We start from the raw sequence: 25,167 nt of genomic DNA, 5'->3' as shown, positions 1-25,167 counted from the left end.
GAAATTGCATCTTCGTGAGCTTGCTATATGAATAGGATAGTATCTTTTCTCTAGTTACCAAAAAATGCACTAATCTGTTTCTAAGAGTTGTAGAATGGCGACGGACAGTCAAACGCCATAAGATTACCGAAAAAAGGTTGCTGGTTGGTTGTGACATCCGTCACAACCAACCAGCAACCCTAAAAATTCACTCGGTAATCATATAGCAAAACGTCTGTCCAAAGCACTTCGAAAACGATAGAAACAGGTTTTGACCTTAAAGTACTGGGCATCTTTTATATCCCGGTTTTCTGTTTGAAAAAAAGAAAGAGCAGAATTCTGCTCTTTCAATACAAATTATTTTATAATATTAAGCTCGCGAACTAAGTCTTTATGAATATATAGGTTTTGGTAGCTAGGTGAATCTGAAAGAACTTCAACAAAACCATTAATGTCTGGATTCATAATAATGACTGGCATATTAGAAAGCTTATAGGTGAATGCTGCTGCGAAATTTAGTGATGCATCCTTACGAACATTGACACCAGAAGTTGTTGTCATTCCAATTTTATACGTTCCAGCATCTTTAAATCCTAGGAATTTATCTATTTTATAGTATTGTCCAGCAGCTTTTGCACCCCAGTATGGATCTGATGCATATCGAACATTAAAGCCGATTGTTTTGTTTCCAAACACTGCACCATTTGCATACCCTGCAGTAGGTGGAATATAATTTAAATTCCAAAATTTTTCCATTAACTCTGTAATGTTAGATTCAACTGATGTGAACTTTTTGTTTAATGGATTTGTATCTGTCACATATAATCCGAATAGATTATTGTTCGTTAAAGCTTGATTACTCAATCCGTAAGCACTTTCGTTTTGAGCAAGCGCTAGAATCATGAGAGCGTTAACCTGATACTTTTCTTCTGTTAGTTTTAAAACTTCTCCTAATCCTACTAGCTTACTATTTACCGTTGCATCTTTGTAATTTGGATAGCTTGTCGGATAAAGAGTATAAAGATTTTCAAGTCGTGTTAATTCACTCATAATATACGAGTCTATTTCCTCGACAGTATAATTTGTTTTAGAACGGGCAGGGAGGAATTGATAGTAGTTAAAGTATTCCCCAGTTATTGCTGTATTATTTTCATTATAAAAAGTATATCCATTCCAGCTATAATACTTTTTTCCTTCCTGTAGTACGGATGGTGCTTTTCCGATAATATAAGATGCTTCTCTATTGGTTGAGTTGTAGTAAATAGTATGTTTTAGTTCTCCGTTTGAGACGCTGTAATAAGATCTATTTGTTAATAATACATACGGTTTCAACGTCGCTTTATCTAGTTTTACATACCCGATACGATCAGCATATTGTACCTTTGCCCAGAATATTTTCTTTCCTGAATAATCCTCTTCAACTTCAGTCCCAAGGTATTCCATTTCGGTGTCAATAGTTGCTGAAGTTGTGACATATCTCGTTTCTTCTTTAGGGTGGCTATACACTACTGTGTATCCGTTTGTAATTACAAGACCAGAAGGCATCTTAATAATCTTTCCATTGCGTTCAATGACTTGATTGTTTTTGGTAACACCCTTTTGTGCATCTTCAAATGTCTTATATTGCTTACTATTAACTAATTGCTTGTTTACTATTTCTTTGACTTCGAAGGAGAAGAAATCTGGAAAGTCTGTATATCCATATTCTTTAGCAACTTCAACTAATCTGTATATAAAGGTTGCAGATTGAGCTATCGTTGTACTTTTTTGTGGATAAAAGAATACTTTATTTCCTTCGGTGCTACCTTTTATAATACCTAGGTTTGCCCCTATAGAAACGTCAGTTATGTACTCTTCCAAAATATCTTTAGAGTCTGTGAAGGTTAAAGTACCAGTATTTTTAGGTATTACTAAATAATCTAGAACCCGAGAGATCATAACTGCCATATGTTGGCGTGTAATAATATTATTCGGTTTAAAGCTTCCATCAGGATAGCCTGTTATGATGCCTACTTCTGCGGCACTTAGGATATCTTTTGCAAATGGATTCGTAGAATATACATCCGTAAATGTACTTTCGCTGCTTGCGGGTAACTGTAAAATTTTTGCTAGGTAACTAGCAAATTCTCCCCTAGTAACAGAACGATATGGATAGTACTTTCCATCCTTATCGGGAAGTAAAATGTTATTCTCCGCCAAATATGTTAGTGACTTTTCATGTGAGTTGCCTGTAAAAGCACTAGCTGACGCATTTGGACTAGTAAATATACTAAAAGAGAGAAGTAACGAAACAGCTAAAATGATTATTTTTTTCATAATATAGCACCTTTCTAATTATAGCTTGTCTCATATTTTAACAGAATAGATGGATTTCTTTAAGAGTAAAAGGTCTCTAGTTTTATTAAAAGTAAGAAAGTTTATGTTTTTTACCCAGTATCTGTCAAGCTCTAGCGCGTATCCTGCCTAAGTCTTCCAGCGCTTTTAAGGCTAACATAGGCACTTGCGCTTTTCTAAATATGGTAAAAAGACTATATAAATGAAACAAATGGAACATAGAATTCAACCCTTTACTTTGTTATGATTCTATTAGAATGAAAGGATGGTGTAAGCTCTTAATAAAATTGGAGCGTGTTAATTATGAAAATAAAAGGTTTTAAGATTATTTTAATGTTACTAGTACTTATGATTATGGTGCCTCTACAAGGATTAGCAGCTCAAACAGTAGACAAAGATATGAAGTTATCCTCTGGAGTTCAGTACAAACAATATACAAATACGGGGGCTAGAGTAAACTCTATTAACCATTTAGCTATTAATCTAAATGATGCTTATACAAAGGTCAACATTGGATTGCCAATAGATTTTAATAGTAAGGAAACGACAACTAGTATCGCAACAGGAGACTCCGTCGAAGGTAATCGAGTTGTTGGTGCAGTAAATGCTGCATTTTTCGACATGAGTGAGGGGTACCCTCTGTTTTTAATCTCTCAGGAAAATGAAATATTAAATGGAGGAGTTCTATTAGACTCAACTACAGAATATTTCAACCAACCGATTGCTTTTGGTGTAACCGCTGATGGGAATGCTGAAATAGATCTTTATGATTTCGATATTAAGATGAGTTATGATAATTTGACCTATGATTTATCTGGATTGAATAGAGAAAGACGTGCAGATGAGGCAATTATTTTTACTCCACAAAATGTAAAAACAACGACAGATTCAAATCAATATGGTATAGAAGTAGTTTTTGAATCGGATACACCTATCACTTCTACATATTATGGACAGACAATAACTGGGAAAGTAATAAGTACTCATATGGGCTCTACCGCAAAAGTGACCATACCAAAGAATGGCTTTGTTCTATCTTTCCATGGCTCAGAATGGCGTGCAATTGGGGATAAGATGAAGATAGGAGAAGAAGTATCAGTTGAATTTGATATTGACTCCAAGTGGAAAGATTCTCAGTTTATGCTAGCAAGTGGACCGATGCTAGTGAAGGATGGAAAGAAACATGTTACGATGAATCTATCCAGTGCTAGAGCAACACAGGTCACTTCTCGTAGTGCAATTGCAATTAGTAAAGACAAAAAGACAGTTCATCTTGTAACAGTAGATGGAGCAAATAAGAAGGGGATGAATATGTCCCAATTTGCAGATTATCTAGTTAGTCTTGGAGTTGACCGTGCGCTTAATCTTGATGGTGGTGGTTCGACAACTATGGGTATAAGAAACTATGGAAGTAATGCAGTCGTTCTAGCAAATAAACCTTCCGCAGGATCTCAACGAAAAGTATCCGCAATCCTAGAGGCAATCAGTACGGCTCCGACAAGTAATCCAAGTAATATCAATTTGACTCGTTCTAATGTTGGAACTATGTTAGTAGGTGCGACTTCATCCTACAAAATTAACTATATATTAGATGAATTTTACAATCCTATTACAGTTAGTTCTAGCAAGATAGTAAATACTTCAGATAATAACTTAGTGTCATTTAATGGTACAAGCTTTACTGCATTAAAAGAAGGTTCGGATAGAGTTCGTGTAAATTATGATACTGCGTTCCAATCATTTCCACTAACAATCGTTTCAGCACCAACTAATTTGACGATTAATGCTAGTGCGAAATCGGCACATATTAATAGCAAGCTGACATTTAAAGCGAATGCTACGGATGCAGATAAGAAGTCATTGATCTATTCGCCGGAACAGCTGAAATGGTCAGTTGAAGGTGGTATTGGGACTATAACATCAGCCGGAGTATTCACCGCTGGCAACAAAGTTGGAAAAGGTAGAGTAGTTGCGCAGTTAGGTACAAAAAAAGCATCGGTCGAGATAGAAGTTACATCAAACGTAACTTCAAAGTTTAGTGATATCCTAAATACAAATCCGTATATTACAGAGATTAACTATTTAACTAGTAAAGGCATTATTACTGGATATAAGGATGGAACATTCAAACCAAATAATGATATCTCTAGAAAAAATGCAGCTGTAATAATTAGTAGAATAAAAGATTTGGATTTAGACAAAATTACTGATCCGAATTTCAAAGATGTGCCAAAAACACATCCTTATTATAAAGAAATAGCTGCAGTAGCAAATTTAGGTATTGTAAATGGGAAAGAAAATGGATATTTTGACCCGAATGGTAAACTAACAAGAGCTCAAATGGCGAAAATTTTAGTTAATGCATATAATCTTTCGGGAACAACAGATAAAAAATTTACAGATGTACCTAGTCAACACTGGGCAGCTAATGATATAAATACATTAACTGCAACCGGGGTGACCACTGGTTTCAATGATGGAACGTATAAGCCAGAAAACCCTATTTCAAGAATGCATTTCAGTGTATTTTTATATAGAATAACTCAATAGTTAATAAAAGCCTCTCCATCGTATGTGGCGAGGCTTTTATTATGTTATAATCAGATATTATAAAGACAAAAGGATGTTAAATAGATGAGAATAGGGATTGTGGGGAACTATGGAAATAATAATAATGGGGATGAAGCAATTCTTTCAGGTATTCTCCAACAATTATTACATACTTTCCCTATACAAATAGAAGATATTACGGTTTTCAGTAACAATCCTCAACAAACTGTAAACCGATATGGCGTTAAAAGTTATCCTCTATATTATAAAAAAGGGAAGAATTTTAATACTTTTATACATACGTACAAAAAAAATAGGAAATATATTCAATCGCTAGACTTGTTAGTCATTGGCGGTGGTGGAATCCTTATGGACTTTTATAAAAGAGAGGCACAATTGTTCGGAACTTATGCATTGATGGCCAAAAATATGAATGTACCATACGTTATTTATGGCTGTGGTGCCGGTCCTATTCATACCTCTATGGGAAAATGGAGCTTAAGATTTCTGTGTAGGTTTGCGGATAGTATATCTGTCAGAGATCCACAATCGAAGCAACTTTTAGAAAGTATTGGTGTCAAAAGACCGATCACTATTATAGGAGATCCAGCTTTTACATTAAAAACTTCTTCGAAAGTTTATAATTCAACTCCAACTAGAATAGGAGTTTCTGCAGTGCCATTTTTCAATTCGAATTATTGGCCACAGGGCAGTGAATCTAAATACAGGACCTATATAAACGGCATGGCAAAAAATTTAGATAAACTAGCAGAACAACATGATGTTAAGTTTACTTTTTTTGCAACTAAGTTTCCTCAAGATGTAGATGCGACAAAACATATTATGAACTCTATGAAACACAAAGACCAAGTGGAGATTATCGATAAAAATTTAATGCCGCATGAAATACTTGAAATAACGAATGTACAAGATATTGTAATTGGAACTAGATTACATTCACTTATACTTGCAACAGCAACAGCTACACCGATTATTGCAGTTTCCTACCATAACAAAGTAAATGATTTTATGCATTTAGCAGGCTTAGAGGAATTCTGTTTTAGTATGGATAGTATTGAACAGGATGAGTCTCTATTCAATAATGCTTATAGTAAGATGAAGAACGACTGGGATGAAACTGTAGAAAACACAAAAAAACTTTCAGCGCATTTTAATGAAGAAGCTCATAATGGGGTTTCACAATTTACGAAGGCAGTGATGAAATAGTATGAAGAAAATTTTTGTCATTAGTAATATGTATCCTACCTCCAATCATCTATCTTATGGAATCTTCGTGAAAAACCAGGTCGAAGCTTTAAGAAAAGCTGGTATGAACGTCGAAATTGGGGTAAATACGAACCCATCAACGGGGATGAAAAACGCACTGAAGAAGTACATTTTATGGGCCATGAAGGTAATGAAAAAAGGATTATTCCAAAGAGGTATTTCTATTACACATGCACATTATGTATTTCCGTCTGGAGTCTTCTCCTTATTATTAAAAAAAATCTTTAAAATTCCTTATATTGTAACTGCCCACGGCGGCGATATTGAAAAAATGGCAAAGAAAAACGCTAATATCCGAAAATGGACGACTCGGATTTTGAAAGAAAGCTCGCATGTCATTGCAGTTGGACCGATACTTGCAAAACAAATAGAAGCAGACTTTCACGTGCCTAAAGAAAAAATTACTATTATGAGCATGGGTGTTAACCGAGAAGTATTCAAAGAAGGCGATAAAGAGGACGCTAGAAAGCTTTTAAATTTATCACCAGATGATTTCATATTTTCTTTTGTAGGAAATGTTATTAAACAAAAAGGCGTGGAAGAATTACTTCAGGCTTTTGAACAGGTTAAATTGAGTACAAATAAGCGAGTAAAGCTAGCGATAATTGGCTCTCGTCGAGATGAGTCCTTTATGGAAAAAATTGCACCGCTGTTAAATGATGATGTGCTATTAATTGATCCTGTTAAACAACAAGACCTTGTAACATGGTTTCAAGCAAGTGATGTGTTTGTCCTTCCATCGCATATCGAAGGCTTTGGTTTAGTAGCATTAGAGGCTATTGCTTGTGGTACACCAGTGATCGCTTCGGATGTAGGCGGACTGTCTTCCTTACTGTCAAATGATGCAGGTCATTTAGTGGAATCGCAAAATGTAAGTTCCTTGAAAGAGGAAATGTTAAGATCGCTGGAAGCTGAAAACTATTATAATCATGATGCAACCAGGAAGGTATTATATACGCATGATGAAAAAAATATTATTAAAAATCTTATTTTAATCTATGAGTCTGCTGTACAAAATGGTATTAAACAGTGAATACATTTTTAAAAATTGTAGGAGCAGTAGCTGTTATTAATATAATTGCTAGATTGTTTGGCTTCCTAAGAGAAATGATTATCGGGTATCAGTACGGTACAAGCTATATAGCAGATAGTATTTTCACTGCATATACAATACCGAATTTCCTCTATTTAGTTATTGGTGGTGCCTTTACAACTGCGTTTATATCCATTTACAATCAAAACAAAACAAATCAAGGACTATTTGTAAAGCAAGCATTTACTACAGTTGTTATGACAATCCTGTTTATCACAATACTCATGTTAATAGCAACGGAACCTTTATTGAATTTATTCGGAGAAATGTCTGATGAGGAACATAGACTTGCCAAGAGCTTGTTTTATTGGATGATGCCATCGACTATTTTCTTAGTCTTATCTACTTGGTTTAGTGGAATGTTAAATGTAAACGGTAAGTTTCATTTATCTAGTTTCTCTATTCTTCTATATAATGCAGCATTTTTAATCATTTCAGTTGTCTGTTCTTACTGGATTGGACCAATCGCATATGGAATTGGTGCTTTAGTTAGTGCAATTATGATGGTTGGATTCCTTATAAAAGGGTATAAAAAGCTAGAGAAGTTCCCAATCGGCATATCATTTCAACAAACCTGGACGACAAAACAACTTTGGCAGCTTGCACTTCCAATTATGCTTGGCGGGGCAACCATTCAATTTTATGCACTCATACAACGTATATTTTCAGCAACACTCTCGGACGGGTTTGTTTCGGCAGTAAATTATGCGACGAAGCTTACTCAATTTCCACAAGCTATATTAATGACAGCAGTCACTACAGTCATATATCCAATGCTTAGTAAAAAAGTTGCGGAAAAAGATGATAATGCTATAAAAAGCATATATACAAATGGGCTTAGATATTTAGTTATGCTTTTAATCCCTGTGACGATCTTTTCATTTTTCTATGCTGAAAACCTGATTCAGGTCATCTTTGAATACGGAAAGTTCGGTGAAGCATCTACTAGTATTACAACGCCGATTTTAGAAATATTTTTATTAACGATGTTTTTCTTAGCGGCAAATACGTATGTAACGAGATTCTATTATGCAAAAGGGAACTCAGTTGGACCAGTTGTTTTTAGTATTATAAATGTTTTTGTCATTAACATTAGTGTGATTTATTTATTTATCGATTCTATTGGGGCAATGGCAATTGCATGGGGTACATTTATTTCCTCCGTTATTAATTTCATGATGTTATCTGTATATGCTAAAAGAAAATATGAATTATCATTTTTTAATAAATGGAATAGTGGTATAGGAAAGATATTCATAGCTATCTTCTTAATGGGAGTAGTAACATATTTATCAAGTGAATTTATTCTATTATCTTCTAAGTGGTTAACATTTTTGGCAGGATTGAGTATATTTGGAGTCAGTTATGTGTGTTTCTTCCTATTGCTTAAAGTTAATGAAGCAAATATAATTTGGATGAAACTAAATAGCAGTATAAAACGTTTAATAAATAGAAAAAATAAATGATACGAAGTTAATATCCATGATATAATGTATTGGATTTGATTTGAATATAACTATTACAGATTTAGATGAGGAGGAGAGACATGCTTGCCTTTACACTTGTGTTGGCGTTTGTCGCATCCGTACTATTTACACCACTTGTAAAAAAATTAGCGTTTCGAGTTGGCGCAGTAGATAAACCAAATTATAGAAAAGTCCATGCTAAAATTATGCCAAGACTTGGTGGGTTAGCTATCTTTTTATCCTTTGTCGTCGCTTTTGTCGTATATAGACCAGATGGTCAACATGACAAAGCAATGTTACTTGGAGCGTTAATCATTATCATTACAGGTGCTTTAGATGATATGTTTGAGATTACTGCAAAAGCAAAATTACTTGGGCAGCTTCTAGCAGCCTCAAGTGTTGCCATTTATGGTGGCCTTCAAATTGAGTTTATAAACATACCATTTATAGACTATCAATTACAATTTGGTTATTTTGCAATCCCACTTACTATTTTGTGGATTATTGCTATTACAAATGCAATAAATTTAATCGATGGGTTAGATGGTTTAGCAGCAGGTGTTTCTACGATAGCTCTTTTAACATTATCAGGAATGGCTATTATAATGGGAACTCCATTCGTTGCAGCAATGGCGGCTATATTAGCTGCTAGCACGTTAGGTTTCTTAGTATTTAACTTTTACCCAGCGAAGATATTCATGGGAGACACGGGCGCATTATTCCTTGGATACATGATATCAGTGCTTGCATTACTTGGATTTAAAGGGATAACAATGTTTGCCTTGATCATTCCTATTATCATGCTTGGTGTGCCTATTTCAGATACATTCTTTGCGATTGTTCGAAGATATCGTTCAAAACAGCCATTAATGGCTCCAGATAAATCTCATTTACATCATTGTTTATTGAATGCAGGATTTACGCATCGTCAAACAGTGCTAATTATTTATTCGATAGCAGCGATGTTTGGAATCGCAGCGTTGATATTCTCACAAGCAACGATGTGGGGGGCAATCCTACTACTAGTCATCATGCTTGTAGCAATAGAATTGTTTGTAGAAGCAATTGGTTTAGCAGGGAAGAATTATAGACCACTCATTAATTTAGTGAAAACAATAGGTAAATCATGAAAAAATAGCCTTTCATTCTAGTATATAGAATGAAAGGCTATTTTTGATTTTACCCCGTATTAATCTTCAAAAATTGGTCAAAGCAACAAAGCATAAGAAGTGGGAGTCAACTGCCCGTAAACGCCCGTTATAGAACATAGACGAAAAGCACCACATTGTGTGGCTTCGTCTATGTGACTCGCTTCTTGCGAGCCACGGGCCAACAGGATGATGGTCACTCAGGTATTGAACCAGGATGCGGCGTTATTTATCTGTGTTCATCTTTTCAATCAGTGGAGTTTCACTTTACCCCCACAATATAATAAAAGGAGCTAGGAAGAAAATTCTTCCTAGCTCCTTTGAAGTTAATTACGATCATCAGCTGCGTAATTACTATTTGTATCCGAGGCGTTGTCTGAAATATTGCTTGTTTCTGGTTGAAGTCCTAGGTGGCTTTTTAGAATATCTCTCGTTTCATCTAAGCTTTCTTCTTTTAGCTTCCAATAATAAGTCCCGGTAGACATATCATCATAACCGTCCAGTGTTAAGGTATCGATTTGTGGAATACCTCCTTTTATATATTCAAAGAAGGATTTCATTTCATCGAAAGTTAAATCTGTCTTCATATTATCTCCTACAGCTTCAATCACATCACCGTATTTAGTGAAGGAAGAAGCTGAACTCGCTTTTTTGATAATCGAAGAAAGTATCATTTGTTGACGTTTACCACGTTCGATATCATTATCAAGTTTTCGAGTTCTTGCTAAAGCTAATGCTTCTCGACCGTTAAGTTCTTGTAGCCCTGGCTGTAACTGTACAGTTCGTTGATCGTTCTCATCTTTTTCTAATAACTTATATGGAACTTCAGCTTCGATTCCACCTAACGCATCTATTACATCTATAAATGCATCAAAATTCATCTTCACATAATAATCTACTGGCACTTCAAGTAAATCTTCTACTGTTTCAATGGAAGCTCTAGTTCCACCATATGCATGAGCATGGGTGATTTTATCTTTATACCCAACCTCATCAATATAAACATATGAGTCACGTGGGATACTTACTAATTTTACAGTTTTGGATGTATTGTTTAATGTCGCAAGCATCAATGCATCTGAACGACTGTTTGTGTCACCTTGCCCACGCTGTTCACTATCGTCAATTCCTACAAAGAGTACAGAAATATTATCATTTACAGGTTCGACTTTCTCTTCACGCAATGGAGGTTTTACACGATCTACAACTTCGAAAGCATTGTCCGCAGCTGTCTCAGCCTTTTTGGTTAAGTATGCTGCATAGGTAGTTAAAGAGATAAGTAATGACGCAACTATTATCAACGAAACAGTTAATATTTTGCGCTTTTTACTACTTTTCTTTTTCTCCTTTTTATATGATCTTCTATTCATTTTTATAATCTCCCTTTATTCTAGATAACGCTAATAAGACGAAGAATCGACAAAATAGTTTCATTAAATTTGTCATGTCCTTTATTATACTATGGATTTGATAATAGGTAAATTTAATTCACCATAAATTCAAGAAACTCTTTTTCAACAAGCTCGATTTTCGCTTGCCCATTAGTGATCTCAGCCATCCAGTTAATGAAGTCTGCCTCTTCAATTGTTTTCGTATACACTAGCACTTCGACAAGATCTGCATAGTTTATCTCTTTTAAGGGATATATAGAGTTACGTACTTCATTTTCTACTTTTCCTAACCACGTATAGTCGATAGAAACCTTCAGGAGATGATGTAGCTTACGTTCCACTACTTTTGCCGCATCTATTCCTTCCGTAGTAGCTTTCCCGTAAGCACGGATAAGTCCACCACCGCCGAGTTTAATACCACCGAAATAACGAGTGACGACAACCACTGTATCCTGAAGTCCTTGTTTTTTGAGCACCTCAAGCATTGGTACTCCCGCAGTTCCACTTGGTTCACCGTCATCATTTGCCTTTTGTATGTTGTTATGCTCCCCAATAATGTATGCGGAGCAGTTATGATTAGCACTTTTATGCTTTTCTTTGATATTATTGATAAAATCTTGTGCTTGTTCTTCGGTTTCGGCTCGATTCACGTAAGTTATGAAACGTGATTTCTGAATGATGATTTCACTCTCTCCAAAGCCTTGTACAGTATGGTAATCTTTTCTCATGGATATATTTCCCCTCCTGATTCTATTGAAACATAGTTGTAAAGTAATTTTAATTTATTTTTAGTCACTTAGTGCTATAATAGGATTTGTCATCATTATTGAATGAGGACTCATTTGGACGCATAAAGGAGAAAAAACAGATGACGAATAAGAATTTTGAAAAACAATCGTTAGATGTTATTTTCGATCGGATGGTCGAAGTGATGGATCATTCGAAAAAGGATATATTCATTATAAGCGAACAAAGTCGACAAAGCTTTGAAGAAATGAAAGTGGAGTTAGAAATTATTCGTGGAGATATCGAGACGGTTATAATAGAAGGAGATATGCTTGAATCGAAATCGAAGCTTGCCAGAAATCGGTTAGCGGAAGTCTCCAAAAATTTTGACTCATACGATGAACCACAAGTTCGCCAGGCCTACGAAACTGCAAATGAAATTCAAATAAATCTTCTAATCAAACGCAGTGAGGAACGACAGCTAAGACATCGAAGAGACGATTTAGAACGCAGATTACAGGGCTTGTTGGAAATGATTGAACGTGCCGATCATTTGGTCAACCAGGTGAATATCGTCATGAATTACTTAACATCCGATTTGAAAAATGTAGGAGCAGCACTTGAAAATGCAAAAATTAAACAAGATTTCACTTTGAAAATTATTGAAGCACAAGAGGAAGAACGCAAAAGACTTTCAAGGGAAATTCATGATGGCCCCGCGCAAATGCTAGCAAATGTACTACTAAGAACAGATTTAATCAATCTTACATATCAGCAGCGTGGTGGAGAAGAAGCGATGAAAGAAATTATTGACCTTAAAAAAATGGTTCGTAATGCCTTATCAGAAGTACGTCGTATTATTTACGACCTTCGACCAATGGCATTAGACGATTTAGGGTTAATACCAACGCTTCGAAAATATATAACGACAATCGAAGAATACAATCCAACAGGTAAGATTAATTTCCAAACTTTTGGAGAAGAGAAAAGGCTAGAAACCAATTTTGAAGTAGCCATTTTCCGTATAGTCCAAGAGTGTTTAACAAATGGAACGAAACATGGAAAATTTACAGAAGCATGGGTGAAAGTAGAATGGGTGAAACAAAAGATAAATATTATCGTCAAAGATAATGGAGCTGGTTTTGATCCAGAGGTTGCAAAAGAAAAATCCTTTGGGTTAATCGGTATGAAAGAAAGAGTAGATTTATTAGAGGGAACGATGAAAATTATTTCATCCCCTGGCAAAGGTACTACTATTTTGTTTAGTATCCCATTAAATGAGGAATAGTAAATACGGCTTTTTAATTATAGGAGGAAATGAACATGACAAAAATAATAATCATAGATGATCACCAACTATTTCGCGAAGGTGTAAAACGTATTCTAGATTTTGAAGACTCTTTCGAAGTAATAGCAGAAGGTGACGACGGCAATGACGTACTAAGCCTTTATGAAAAGCATCTACCAGACGTAGTGTTAATGGATATTAATATGCCTACAAAAAATGGTGTAGAAGCAACAGGAGAATTGCTAGAAAAATTCCCTGAAGCAAAAGTAATCATCCTATCTATCCATGACGATGAGTCATACGTATCACACGCACTAAAAACAGGTGCACTTGGATACATGCTAAAAGAAATGGATGCCAATGCCATTGTCTCAGCTATCAAAGTAGTAGCAAAAGGCGGATCATACCTGCATCCAAAAGTAACACGTAACCTAGTAGCTGAATTCCGTCGCTTAAGCGAGCGCGAAAACAAAGGAAACTTCCATCAAACAGAAATTCGTCGTCCATTCCATTTACTAACAAAACGTGAATGCGAAGTACTACAATTACTAACAGATGGCCAAAGCAATCGCACTATCGGAGAAACACTATTCATCTCCGAAAAAACCGTAAAAAATCACGTATCCAGCATCCTTCAAAAAATGAACGTAAACGACCGCACCCAAGCCGTAGTAACCGGCATCAAAAACGGCTGGGTTGAAGTTCGATAATTACATTAAAACCCTTTCTTGCATGTGCAAGAAAGGGTTTTTTGTTCTGTAGAAATACTTAATAAAGTTGCGCATCTTCCCCCGTACGTTGCGTATCCGAGAAACATTGCGCATACCGCAGTGAATGTTGCGCAAAAGTTCCCAAATGTTACGAGAAACCCGCCCAAAGTTGCGCAAACCCTCCCGAACGTTGCGTATCCGAGAAACGTTGCGCATACCGCAGTGAATGTTGCGCAAAAGTTCCCAAATGTTGCGAGAAACTCCCTCAAAGTTAGGCAACTCCCCTGAACGTTTCGCATTCGAGAAACATTGCGCATACCGCATTGAATGTTGCGCAAAAGTTCCCAAATGTTGCGAGAAATTACCCCAAAGTTGCGCAAACTCCCCCGAACGTTGCGCATCCGAGAAACATTGCGCATACCGCATTGAATGTTGCGCAAAAGTTCCAAAATGTTGCGAGAAACTCCCTCAAAGTTGCGCAAACTCCCCCGAACGTTGCGCATTCGAGAAACATTGCGCATACCGCATTGAATGTTGCGCAAAAGTTCCCAAATGTTGCGAAAAACTCCCTCAAAGTTGTGCAAACCCTCCCGAACGTTGCGCATCCGAGAAACATTGCGCATACCGCAGCGAATGTTGCGTAAAAGTTCCCAAATGTTGCGAGAACCCCCCTCAAAGTTGCGCAACTCCCCCGAACGTTGTGTATCCCAAGAACGTCACTCACCAATTCATCACTTCTTCCTATTCTCCACAAAGTAGCGACTAGGACCAGAACCGTAGGCTATCAAATCCATACTATTCAACATACGTGAGGCAGCATATTTCGAATCTATCATGCAAAACCTACGAAACTCTTTATTGGTAATTTTTTTATCAATTATAGAAAAGTAATCTCTTACAGCTGATATATGTGCATAACGGTCACTTTTCTTACAAACTATACAACGCCACGTTGTATGTACACGACGCATCCCCAATACTCCGCAACTCGGACACTCCACACCCAAACGTATTTCACTCGGAGGAATTCGGTAATGTTCGCAAAGTGGAGAATACACAAAAGGAGACTTGTACTCCTGCAAGAGTTTCTCAATAACTTCCAGCTCTCTATTAGAAAAACTAGTATTACCAAAACTATTGTACATCTGTGTTACTCTCTCAATCATGCTCTCTAACTTATAAATGGGATAATGGGTAGGCTTTTGCATAATGCGGTAGGACTTAGCCGTCATAATGACAGCACCAGTCACTTTGATTTGTGGAAGGGTCTTGCGTAGAAATTCTTTCATGAAGCGAATATGCCGCATCAATTGAAAATATGGATTAGAAAAGGGGGTCTCTACTCCATTTTCTTCCTTATAAAATTCATCTAGCTCTTCATTAAAATATAAGCGTCCACTTATGTTTTTCGACTCGAGGACGATACAACATCGGTCGGTCACTACAAGACAGTCGATTTGCACCTTCCAATCATCCATCTCTAAACAGACATCCGAAAAAATGCGAAACTCACCGTGCAAACGCAACTCCTTTAGTCTATCAACAAGCCGGTCCTCACCACGCACTCCAGCCTCCTGTTTTCGAATCTCATCACGAATAAAATCAACCATACCAGATCCATCACGCAGCCTATTCAACAAAGCAAAATGTCCACTCAACACTTCAGCTCCTTTCTACCTATATTTTACATTCCGATGCCGGAATATTCTACCTATTAATAATGGGAACTTAATAATTGAGTTTTCGTCCTAAATATGACAAAATAACCTTCAGCAGGAGGAGACATATACATGAAAATAATCCATACGATTACACTCGCGGCCTTCGCACTAACGCTGGCAGCTTGCAATAGCGACGAAGAAACAAACCAAAACACTAATTCCGCAGCCGACATTGCTCCAACGAACACACAAGCAACAACGGATCACGGTGCGGAAAACAAAAGTGAAACCAGTGTAGGCTTCGAAATATCAGGTGGTAATATTGAAGAAGCGACGAATGTACCAGAAGAAGAAAAAACGGCAATAATCGACTCCTTCACGGAATACATGGAATCATTCAACGACGAAGATACGAAGCGCTACATGAATACAATCTCCAAAAATCCAGAAGGCTTCAACTATGACGCTGAAAAAGTAAAAGTCGAGGAGACCTTCAACGACTTTGACACGATCCGTACGGCGGACAACATCACCATCATCAAATACGGCAAAACACAAGCTCAAGTATTCTCCAATATCCATACTTCACTAGAGCAAACCGACACAGGTGCTAAGCTAGACCAAAACGGTCGCCAAGTAACTGTATTCGTCAAAGAAGACGGTAAATGGCTAGTCTCCAGTGTCTACTATATCGGCGAAACAACTGAATAAAAACTCTTCCCCCAGACATATATGACAAATATCATGTTTGGGGCTTTTTTATGCTTTCATTTCTGCCAAAGTTTCAGTAAACTTACAAATAGGAGTGTGATTTATAAAATGAAGACAGCAATCGTTACCGACAGCACCGCATATATCCCGAAAGAAATTCGTGACCAACTAAATATTCATATGGTGCCGCTAAGCGTTGTTATCGGAAATAACACCTACCAAGAAGAACTAGATATCAACACTACAGAATTTTACGATAAAATCCGAAATGCCGGTGCTCTCCCAAAGACATCCCAGCCTGCTCTTGGAAAGTTTATCGAAACATATGAACAACTAGCGAAAGAATACGATGCAGTTATCTCTATCCACCTATCAAGTGGGATCAGTGGAACACTTGCTGGAGCAGATCAAGCAGGAGAAATGGTTGACGGCATCGATGTACGCACTTTCGACACAGAGCTATCCTGCATGGTCCAAGGATTCTACGTACTAAAAGCCGCTGAAATGGCCGAGGCGGGTGCTACCCCAGACGCTATCATTCAACAACTGAACAAGATGAAACAAACAATGCGAGCATACTTCATGGTCGACAATCTAGACCATCTCCATCGCGGTGGGCGACTAAATGGATTCGAGCGCGTAATTGGCTCAGTACTCCAAGTAAAACCAATTCTTCACTTCGAAAACAAAGTCATCGTTCCATTCGAAAAAGTCCGTACGCGCAAAAAAGCGATGAAACGTATTTCGGACATGCTACAGGAAGATGCTGACCAATTCAACAGCGTAAAAGCTACTATTATCCATGCAAACAACGAAAACGAAGCAATCGCATGGAAAAACGAACTCCAAGCAACAATGCCAAACGTAGATTTCACGATCAGCTACTTCGGTCCCGTCATCGGCACGCATCTTGGAGAAGGGTCAATGGGTCTCGGATGGTATAAAGTGGACCTTCAATAAGTGGGGGGCTTCATCCCCTACTTATTGAAAAATTGAACTCAGGCGAATAACGCCGCATCGTGCGGCAATGCCTGAATGACCAACGTCCTGTTGGCCTGAACCATTCGGGCTTTTATGGGCAATAATAACGAGTAAGGAGAATGCCTATGAACGAACAACTGCAGCAATTTCTCACTGGCCGAATTTGGCTTCGTGAACACACCTCATTCCCACGCGAAGTCATCGACGCCCACATCGACTCAGGACACATCCACCTAAAACCCGGCATCGCCACAATTGCACAATCCGTCCTTTTTTGGCAATCAAAGAAGAACGTCTGCAACCGATGTCACAACACGAACCAATCCTTTTTTCAATCATTCAACTGCGCACGCTGCAACAAAACCTGTACCTATTGCCGCCATTGTATACGAATGGGTCGGGTGAGCAGTTGTTCAGAATTACTCCTTTGGGACAAGCAGCATGCACGCGGCACGAACGTTCATGTGTTCGAATGGAGCGGGGAACTTACCTCACTTCAACAAAAGGCAAGTGAAGATCTACTTTCTAGTGTCGAACAGAACCAATCCCATCTTGTCCATGCAGTATGTGGAGCAGGGAAAACAGAGCTCTTATTTCCAGCCATATTTGCAAGCTTACAGGCAGGTAAAAGAGTTTGCGTTGCCGCCCCAAGAACAGATGTTATTTTAGAGCTATTCCCTCGCTTTCAAAAAGTCTTCCCAAACACAACTATTCATGCACTTTACGGAGGCGCACCTGACCAACAAGGATTTGCCGAATTAGTACTCGCCACAACCCATCAGCTTTACCGATTTGAACAAGCCTTCGAAGTCGTATTTGTCGATGAAGCAGATGCCTTTCCCTATTATGCGGACGAAACTCTCCAAAAAGCAGTCACCAAAGCCGCCAAACAAAATGCCGCCATTCATTATGTAACAGCCACTCCAACAAAATCACTAAAAACAGCCAACAAGTCTATTCTCACAAGAAGATATCATGGCCAAGATCTACCAGTTCCACGATTCGAGAGTCTATGGGGATACGCTAGGCAATTAAAGAAAGCGAAAATCCCTCTAAAACTACAAAAATGGATAAATGAAAAAATAGAAACAAAGACACCTTTTCTCATCTTTCTCCCTACTATTAAAATGCTTGAAAACTTCCCAGGGCAGTTACCAAGAGTCCATGCCGAGCACCCAGATAGAAAAGAACTAGTCATGCAATTACGCGAAAAGAAAATCCCTGGTCTACTAACAACGACCATTTTAGAACGAGGGGTAACGATTGAAAATGTCCATGTGGCGGTAGTCGGTGCAGAGCAACCGATTTTCAACTCCAGTGCTCTCATTCAAATAAGTGGAAGAGTCGGGCGGTCAGCGCACTATCCAGATGGAGACATTGTGTTCTTTCATCATGGGATTAGCAGAGAAATGGATAAAGCGCAGAATGCGATAGAAGTGTGGAATCGAACTTGAATTGTTTATTATGTGGTACTCCTTTCCAATCTACGCCAACCTGGTCGAAGCTTTTTTTATACGAGCTAGATTCTTCTACTTGCACGAAATGCTTCGGTAAATTTGAAATATCGGAGTCGACCATTGATTTTACTGATTTTCTCGGAACTCCTTATGAGGGAGCAGTCGACTCAGTATTTTGTTTATACACCTATAACGAAGCCATGAAAGAATATCTGCACCAATACAAATTCCTACAAGACTTTGCATTAGCGAAAGTATTTGCTGGGAAGCTGCAACACGCATTTCAAGCGAAAGAAGGTATTGTCGTCCCGATTCCCATGCATCCAGAAAAATTAGTATTTCGCACATTCTCACAAGTTGACGAGCTGCTAAACGTAGCACAAATTTCCTATCAACAATTTCTCATTAAAACGAAAGCTGAAGCTCAAGGAAAGAAAACAAAAAAGGAACGTTTAAAAACAACAAATCTGTTCGAAGCAATCCAAACAATCGAAGCAACAAATTATATTTTATTCGACGATATCTACACCACAGGGGCTACCATTCATCACGCAGCAAAGGTTTTAAAAGATGCTGGAGCAAAAAGAGTCGACGCAATTACTTTAATAAAAGGCTAACTTGCCGATATAAAGTAAGAGAATATTATCTGGAGGTAACAACATGGGTGAACTAAAAAATTGTCCGTCATGTGGCGACTTTTTTAACTATACGGGTTTGAGAGAAGTATGTAATAACTGCGCAATGAACGAAGAAAAACTATACGAAACGGTTTACCGCTTCCTTCGCAAACGAGAAAATCGCGCAGCAACTGTAGAAAGGATTGTAGAAGCAACTGGAGTTGACGAATCTTTACTACATAAATGGGTTCGCAAAAATCGTCTACAACCAGCCATGTTCCCAAACCTAGGCTACCCGTGCGACAACTGTGGGAAAATCACACAATCAGGGAAACTATGTAAAACTTGCGTAGATGACTTACAATCTGGACTTCGTCAATTTGACGCTGCGAAAGAATTCCGCGACAAGGTAGCCGAACAAGAAAATGGTACTTACTATTCAGATAGCAAGAAAAGATAACTCTCGCCTCGTGTGGGAGTTTTTATCTTATCTAAAACCGCCAAACAATCTAACTGCCACATAAATCCAGCTATTCACCACATAAACATGACTAACTACCACATAAACCTAGTCACCCACCACATAAACGCCAAAGATTGCCACATAACCTCGGCTATTCACAACATAACCTCCCATTAACTTCATCAAGCCACACCAAAAGACCCTCCAATTCCAATAGACCCTTTAATTCCCAAGACCTATTCCATACAAATCGTTCAAATTACTCTAAACACTTTATATTTCATGCCGAAATAATACATAGACACTTCGAAAAGAAGAGGGGAGGACGAAACTTTATGAAAATCACAAACGTTGGTTTAAACCAGATAAATCCATATAAACGCAATCAACAACAAGCTGAAAAAGTACAAAACACAACTAAAACAGCCGCAGATCAATTGGAAATTTCGTCTGCTGCGAAAAGCATGCAAACAAAATCATCCATTGAAGTGGAACAAGCAGAACGAGTTGCTGCTATCAAAGCAGATATTGATGCAGGAACATACAAAGTAGATGCAAAAAAACTAGCATCGAACATCCTAAATTATTACCGGCTATAAAGTGAAACTTCCATCAATGGAAATCACTATTCCATTGATTGTTAGTTGAACCAATCGGGGATTTACAGGCTGTTTATAAAAATATTACAGCCTGTGAAACCGGGATAAAAGGAGCATACAAACATGTCCATCAATAACATTTTGCAATCACTCACCAAACTAGATATGCTTCACAAAAGCTTGCTAGAGGTTGCATATAAAAAAACGGAAGCTATCAAAACGGGGGACATGGACAGTCTAAACCAACTGCTCAAGGACGAGCAGGCACATGTAGCAGGCATTTCACAGCTAGAACAACAGCGTCAATTAGAGGTAACGGATTACCTTCGAGCAAAAGGAATTGCTCCTACTGACAACCCAACTGTTGCACTTGTCTTAGAAAATACCAACACAGTCGAAGAAAAAGCTCAACTTACAAAAGCGCGTAATAATCTATTACTAACATTAGAAACATTAAAACACCAAAATAATCTAAACCAAAAATTGACTATGCAATCACTTCAATTTGTTAATTTAACATTAGATGCATTAAGACCAAAGCCAGACCAAATAAACTACTCGAGATCTGAAGTACAAAGTCCCTCAAAAGACAAAACCTACTTCGACTCACAAGCATAAGGAGGCGAACCCATGGGCTCCACATTTATGGGATTAGAAACAAGTAAACGAGGACTTTACACGCAACAATCCGCACTATATACAACAGGGCACAATATCTCTAACGCCAACACACTAGGATATTCACGCCAACGTGTTAACATGGAAGCAACATTAGGCTATCCTGGAACAGGTCTAAATGCTCCGAAAATCCCAGGTCATCTTGGTACGGGTGTGCAGGCACAGTCTGTTCAGCGTATTCGTGATTCTTTCGTTGACACTCAATATCGTCAAGAATCCAATAAACTAGGTTATTGGGATTCAAGATCCCAAGCTATAACACAAATGGAAGACGTGCTAAACGAACCTTCAGATTATGGTTTAGCCAAATCGATGAATGAGTTTTGGAAATCACTACAAGACTTAAGCGTCAACCCAGAGAATGGCGGGGCACGATCAGTAGTTGTCCAACGCGGAATAGCAGTAGCAGATTCCTTCAACTACTTATCCAAATCAATTTCCCAAATCCAAGAAAATGCTGGTAAAGAAATTGGAATATCATTAAAAGATGTAAACTCTATTCTAGAACAAATCGCTAGCATTAACGAACAGATACAGGCAATTGAACCAAACGGCTATATGCCAAATGATTTGTATGATGTTCGTGACACGCTGCTAGATGAGTTGTCCACATACTTCCCAATCGAAACTAGTAGCGTAAAATCAGGCGGTAATTCACTAGCTATTGCGGAAGGTTCTGTCACGGTATCATTGAAATTAAAAGATGGTACTTCCTTAAAATTGATTGATGGAAAAAACTTCGCTCAGCTTCGTAATTCTGGCGCAAGTGAATCAGATGGAGTGACACCAAAATCCGCAATTGAAGGTTTTCATATTGTCAGATTAGACTCTAACGGAAATGATGTTCCTCTTAATAACAATTGGACCGATGCTGGAACAGCAGTAACTCAAAATATCAATTCCTTTAGCGATTTAGGCAAGCTTAAATCACTTGTGAATTCATATGGTCAAGTCACTGGCGATCCAACAGCACCTGTAAAAGGATTATATCCGGATATGCTTGCAAAATTAGACAAAATGGCAGAAGCATTTGCAGAGGAATTCAATAAAGTTCATATGGGCGATCCAGCTGATTCTACAAAGTATCCACAAGGTTCAGACATTTATGGAAACCAAGGTGAAGCTTTCTTTATTAACAAAGATGATAATAGTGGAGCCGGAATAACCGCAAAAAATATCTATATTTCTTCAGACATTGTTAAAGATCCGGGGAAAGTTGTTGCTTCTGATTCTAAGCCTGGAGATATTGAACCGGGTAACGGAAAGTTTGCATTAGTTCTTGCAAACATGAAATTTGCAAGCCTTGGTGAATTAGGTAATGTTAGTGCTCAAACCTATTTCGAAGGGCTAATCGGCCAATTAGGTGTAGACGGTCAACAAGCTACACGATTGGCATTCAATTCAGCTACACTTCAACAAGCCGTAACTGAACGTCGTGCTTCTGTAAGCTCAGTATCACTAGATGAAGAAATGACTAACATGATCATATTCCAACAAGCATACAATGCATCGGCGCGTATGATTACAGTAGTAGACGAAACATTAGATAAAATTATCAATGGCATGGGCCGAGCAGGACTATAATATGGAAAATCGTAGACGCCTATTTCAGCTCTGACAAGCAAATGTACAAAATCTAGGATGGAGGTAATAGCTATCACAGATTTTATACATTTAACCTCGAGGAGCTAGGCGTTCAAGACTAGACAATAGGGGGAACTAAACATGCGTGTAACCCAATCAATGCTATCAAGCAATATGCTTCGTAACCTATCGAATAGCTATAACAAAATGGGAAAACTACAAAATCAAATTGAGACAGGTAAAAAAGTGACTCGTCCTTCTGATGACCCGGTTGTTGCGATGAAGGGAATTGGCTACCGAACAGCATTAGATAAAGTAGAGCAATTTCAACGTAACATTGGAGAAGTAAATAACTGGTTAGATAGTTCCGACGATGCTTTTGATAAAGTAGGTGCAGCATTGCAACGTGCTAATGAACTAGCGGTAAAAGCTGCAAGTGATACAACAACAGACGATGATCGGAAGAAGGTTCAGAGCGAGTTAGACCAACTAAGACAACATATTCAAAACATCGCTAACACAAAAGTTGGAGACAAATATATTTTTAGTGGAACTAAAACGACTACACCCTTATTTGATGAAAAAACGGGTGGATACCCAACAACGAACACAGATGGATTTAATAAAGATGTGGAAATAGAAGTGTTTGATGGGATAACACTTAAATCGAATACAAATGCAATCGATGTATTTAAAAATATCGATCAAATGTTTCAAGATATAAAAGATGGAAATATCGACTACAGTGAAGCTATCGGAAAAATCGACGAACAAATGAATGAAATATTAACAACACGTGCGGACATAGGAGCTCGTCAAAACCGTGTGGAACTAATGAATGATCGCTTGCAATCACAAGAGGTAATTGCAACAAAACAAATGTCTGAAAATGAAGACGTAGACATGGAAAAAGCAATTACTGAAATGATTACTCAAGAATCTATTCACCGCGCAGCCCTCTCAGTAGGTGCTCGCATCATTCAACCAAGCTTAGTAGACTTTTTACGATAATATGAAATGCGAAAGCGTCTATCCCAGCTCCGACAAGTAAATGGGGAGATTCGAAGTCCAAGCTGTTGGACGTAGAAGATTCCCATTTAACCTCGAGGAGCTAGGCGCTGAAGCTAGACAATAACAAAAGCGTTTGGACATATGCTCCAAACGCTTTCTTTAAAGGGTGAGAATAGATGAATATCCCAAAACTCCAAGTAAACTCAACAAAAGCACAGATCAGTTTAAATATACAAAAACCAGTTCAGCAAATTGAACAACCAAGTGCGAATCTAGATTTACAACAACCAAAAGCTATACAAACGATGAAAACAACGAAACCACAACTTTCCATAGACACGGAGCAAGCTCGTGCTGATGTCGATCTAAAAAGCGTCAGAAGAAGAATCGAAGACTTTGCTGCTGAAGGACGTCAAGGTGTATCAGAAGGTATTGCCAGACGTGCGCAGCAAGGCACCGAACTGATGAAAATCGAAAGCGGCGGAAATCCGATAAAATCACAAGCTCAACAAACAGGAAGACAACCATACTCTGGTTTAGCTATTAAATTTGTGCCCTCTTTCGGTAGCATAAAAGTGGACTTTCAACCAGGAACCGTTGATATCAAAGTAGAACCACAACAAGTGATTAATAATACAACAATTAATAAGCCAATTCACAACTATACACCTGGAAAAGTGACAGTGGAAATGCAACAGCACTCATCCATTCAAATAGATTGGCTTGTATAAACGGATAGGAGTAAATTATATGAATCTCAAAACAGCATATTCAGGAGAACTAGAGATTGATACTGCCGATATTCTTAAATTCGAACACGGAATTCCAGGATTCGAAGCTGAAAAAGAATTTGTGTTACTTCCCATTGAAGATAATGAGGAGTTTACTGTTTTACAATCTGTGCAAACAGAAGCATTGGCATTCATTGTTACAAATCCTTATAACATCACGGTAAACTATAATATTGAATTAGACGAAGCAACGGTACATGCTCTTCAAATAATGGAGCAAGAAGAGATCGCTGTCTTTGCAATTGTATCGTTGAAAGAAACAATTGCCGAATCGACTATAAACTTGAAAGCACCTATTGTTCTAAATACATCCAATAAAAAAGCAAAACAAGTGATTTTAAACAATGAAGATTACAATATTCGTCACCTCATATCATCAGAAAGTCAAAAGGGGTGATCATATGCTAGTATTATCCCGTAAAGCTGGGGAAACGATTTGGATAGGAGAAGACATTGAAATCGTAATCTCAGAAGTAAAAGGAGAACAAGTAAAAATAGGAATCAGAGCACCAAGAAGTATTGATGTAATTCGTGGCGAATTAAGACAAGACGTGTCCACTTCTAATACAGAAGCAGTACTAAAAAACATGGACATTTTTAAACCCAAAAAGTAACGATATCAATGAGTTGACAAATATATTC

The 25,167-nt window shown here is 37.8% G+C and carries 23 protein-coding genes; 19 read left to right on the top strand and 4 right to left on the bottom strand.

Going from position 1 to position 25,167, the window contains the following annotated elements; all coding sequences use genetic code 11:
* Window positions 1-336 precede the first annotated feature (336 nt).
* Window positions 337-2,295 carry an S-layer homology domain-containing protein gene (locus MKY37_RS04980; protein WP_340774432.1) on the bottom strand — a complete coding sequence of 653 codons (1,959 nt, stop codon included), beginning with the start codon at window positions 2,293-2,295 and terminating at the stop codon, window positions 337-339.
* Between the two features lie 321 nt (window positions 2,296-2,616).
* Here MKY37_RS04980 and MKY37_RS04975 point away from each other — a divergent pair, with 321 nt between their 5' ends.
* The 5 genes from MKY37_RS04975 to MKY37_RS04955 all read left to right on the top strand — a co-directional run bounded on the left by MKY37_RS04975 (window position 2,617) and on the right by MKY37_RS04955 (window position 9,839).
* On the top strand, window positions 2,617-4,863 hold the full coding sequence (locus MKY37_RS04975) for an S-layer homology domain-containing protein (protein WP_340774429.1): 2,247 nt from the start codon (window positions 2,617-2,619) through the stop codon (window positions 4,861-4,863).
* Between the two features lie 84 nt (window positions 4,864-4,947).
* The gene (locus MKY37_RS04970) at window positions 4,948-6,090 is read left to right on the top strand and encodes a polysaccharide pyruvyl transferase family protein (RefSeq protein WP_340774427.1); all 1,143 of its coding nucleotides are present in this window, start codon (window positions 4,948-4,950) and stop codon (window positions 6,088-6,090) included.
* Between the two features lies 1 nt (window position 6,091).
* Window positions 6,092-7,183 carry a glycosyltransferase gene (locus tag MKY37_RS04965; protein WP_340774426.1) on the top strand — a complete coding sequence of 364 codons (1,092 nt, stop codon included), beginning with the start codon at window positions 6,092-6,094 and terminating at the stop codon, window positions 7,181-7,183.
* Window positions 7,180-8,709, top strand: coding sequence for a murein biosynthesis integral membrane protein MurJ (murJ, locus tag MKY37_RS04960; RefSeq protein ID WP_340774424.1), 1,530 nt, complete (start codon window positions 7,180-7,182; stop codon window positions 8,707-8,709). The genes MKY37_RS04965 and murJ overlap by 4 nt, the downstream gene beginning before the upstream one ends.
* An 80-nt stretch (window positions 8,710-8,789) precedes the next feature.
* Entirely contained in the window at window positions 8,790-9,839 is a 1,050-nt protein-coding gene (locus MKY37_RS04955; protein ID WP_340774422.1) for a glycosyltransferase family 4 protein, read from the top strand.
* 344 nt (window positions 9,840-10,183) lie between these two features.
* On the opposite strand, the gene MKY37_RS04950 is transcribed toward MKY37_RS04955, so the two are convergent.
* Together MKY37_RS04950 and MKY37_RS04945 are read right to left on the bottom strand one after the other, a co-directional pair.
* Window positions 10,184-11,227, bottom strand: a complete 1,044-nt coding sequence (locus tag MKY37_RS04950) for an LCP family protein (protein WP_340774418.1) — start codon at window positions 11,225-11,227, stop codon at window positions 10,184-10,186.
* 113 nt (window positions 11,228-11,340) lie between these two features.
* The gene (locus tag MKY37_RS04945) at window positions 11,341-11,976 is read right to left on the bottom strand and encodes a YigZ family protein (RefSeq protein ID WP_340774417.1); all 636 of its coding nucleotides are present in this window, start codon (window positions 11,974-11,976) and stop codon (window positions 11,341-11,343) included.
* 140 nt (window positions 11,977-12,116) lie between these two features.
* On the opposite strand from MKY37_RS04945, the gene MKY37_RS04940 reads away from it, so the two are divergent.
* Window positions 12,117-13,262: a sensor histidine kinase gene (locus MKY37_RS04940; RefSeq protein ID WP_340774414.1), complete on the top strand. Its 1,146-nt coding sequence runs from the start codon at window positions 12,117-12,119 to the stop codon at window positions 13,260-13,262.
* 35 nt (window positions 13,263-13,297) lie between these two features.
* Window positions 13,298-13,972, top strand: coding sequence for a response regulator transcription factor (locus MKY37_RS04935; RefSeq protein WP_340774412.1), 675 nt, complete (start codon window positions 13,298-13,300; stop codon window positions 13,970-13,972).
* A gap of 731 nt (window positions 13,973-14,703) precedes the next feature.
* On the opposite strand, the gene MKY37_RS04930 is transcribed toward MKY37_RS04935, so the two are convergent.
* Complete coding sequence (locus tag MKY37_RS04930; RefSeq protein WP_340774411.1) at window positions 14,704-15,630, bottom strand: nuclease-related domain-containing protein; 927 nt, start codon at window positions 15,628-15,630, stop codon at window positions 14,704-14,706.
* A gap of 132 nt (window positions 15,631-15,762) precedes the next feature.
* Between MKY37_RS04930 and MKY37_RS04925 the strand changes: the two genes are divergently transcribed.
* The 12 genes from MKY37_RS04925 to csrA all read left to right on the top strand — a co-directional run bounded on the left by MKY37_RS04925 (window position 15,763) and on the right by csrA (window position 25,139).
* Window positions 15,763-16,344, top strand: a complete 582-nt coding sequence (locus tag MKY37_RS04925; RefSeq protein ID WP_340774408.1) for a nuclear transport factor 2 family protein — start codon at window positions 15,763-15,765, stop codon at window positions 16,342-16,344.
* A gap of 108 nt (window positions 16,345-16,452) precedes the next feature.
* Window positions 16,453-17,304: a DegV family protein gene (locus MKY37_RS04920; protein ID WP_340774403.1), complete on the top strand. Its 852-nt coding sequence runs from the start codon at window positions 16,453-16,455 to the stop codon at window positions 17,302-17,304.
* Window positions 17,305-17,726: 422 nt separating this feature from the next.
* Window positions 17,727-18,779: a DEAD/DEAH box helicase gene (locus MKY37_RS04915; RefSeq protein ID WP_340774401.1), complete on the top strand. Its 1,053-nt coding sequence runs from the start codon at window positions 17,727-17,729 to the stop codon at window positions 18,777-18,779.
* Window positions 18,776-19,399: a ComF family protein gene (locus MKY37_RS04910; protein ID WP_340774400.1), complete on the top strand. Its 624-nt coding sequence runs from the start codon at window positions 18,776-18,778 to the stop codon at window positions 19,397-19,399. The genes MKY37_RS04915 and MKY37_RS04910 overlap by 4 nt, the downstream gene beginning before the upstream one ends.
* A gap of 43 nt (window positions 19,400-19,442) precedes the next feature.
* A complete protein-coding gene (locus MKY37_RS04905) occupies window positions 19,443-19,859 on the top strand; it encodes a TIGR03826 family flagellar region protein (protein WP_340774395.1) in 417 nt (138 codons plus the stop codon).
* Window positions 19,860-20,197: 338 nt separating this feature from the next.
* The gene (gene flgM / locus MKY37_RS04900) at window positions 20,198-20,461 is read left to right on the top strand and encodes a flagellar biosynthesis anti-sigma factor FlgM (RefSeq protein ID WP_340774393.1); all 264 of its coding nucleotides are present in this window, start codon (window positions 20,198-20,200) and stop codon (window positions 20,459-20,461) included.
* Between the two features lie 123 nt (window positions 20,462-20,584).
* The gene (locus MKY37_RS04895) at window positions 20,585-21,079 is read left to right on the top strand and encodes a flagellar protein FlgN (protein ID WP_340774391.1); all 495 of its coding nucleotides are present in this window, start codon (window positions 20,585-20,587) and stop codon (window positions 21,077-21,079) included.
* A gap of 12 nt (window positions 21,080-21,091) precedes the next feature.
* Window positions 21,092-22,723, top strand: a complete 1,632-nt coding sequence (gene flgK / locus MKY37_RS04890) for a flagellar hook-associated protein FlgK (RefSeq protein ID WP_340774388.1) — start codon at window positions 21,092-21,094, stop codon at window positions 22,721-22,723.
* A gap of 141 nt (window positions 22,724-22,864) precedes the next feature.
* Window positions 22,865-23,734 (top strand): flagellar hook-associated protein FlgL, encoded by an 870-nt coding sequence (gene flgL, locus MKY37_RS04885; protein ID WP_340774384.1) that lies wholly within the window; start codon window positions 22,865-22,867, stop codon window positions 23,732-23,734.
* Between the two features lie 176 nt (window positions 23,735-23,910).
* Entirely contained in the window at window positions 23,911-24,465 is a 555-nt protein-coding gene (locus tag MKY37_RS04880) for a DUF6470 family protein (RefSeq protein ID WP_340774382.1), read from the top strand.
* Between the two features lie 19 nt (window positions 24,466-24,484).
* Window positions 24,485-24,922: a flagellar assembly protein FliW gene (gene fliW / locus MKY37_RS04875; RefSeq protein ID WP_340774380.1), complete on the top strand. Its 438-nt coding sequence runs from the start codon at window positions 24,485-24,487 to the stop codon at window positions 24,920-24,922.
* A gap of 4 nt (window positions 24,923-24,926) precedes the next feature.
* Window positions 24,927-25,139 carry a carbon storage regulator CsrA gene (csrA, locus tag MKY37_RS04870; protein WP_340774378.1) on the top strand — a complete coding sequence of 71 codons (213 nt, stop codon included), beginning with the start codon at window positions 24,927-24,929 and terminating at the stop codon, window positions 25,137-25,139.
* Window positions 25,140-25,167: the final 28 nt, after the last annotated feature.

The sequence above is a fragment of the Psychrobacillus sp. FSL K6-2836 genome, from assembly GCF_038003085.1.
GTDB lineage: Bacteria > Bacillota > Bacilli > Bacillales_A > Planococcaceae > Psychrobacillus.
The sequence above is the reverse complement of the archived record's forward strand: the minus strand, read 5'-3'. Positions and strand labels throughout refer to the sequence as shown.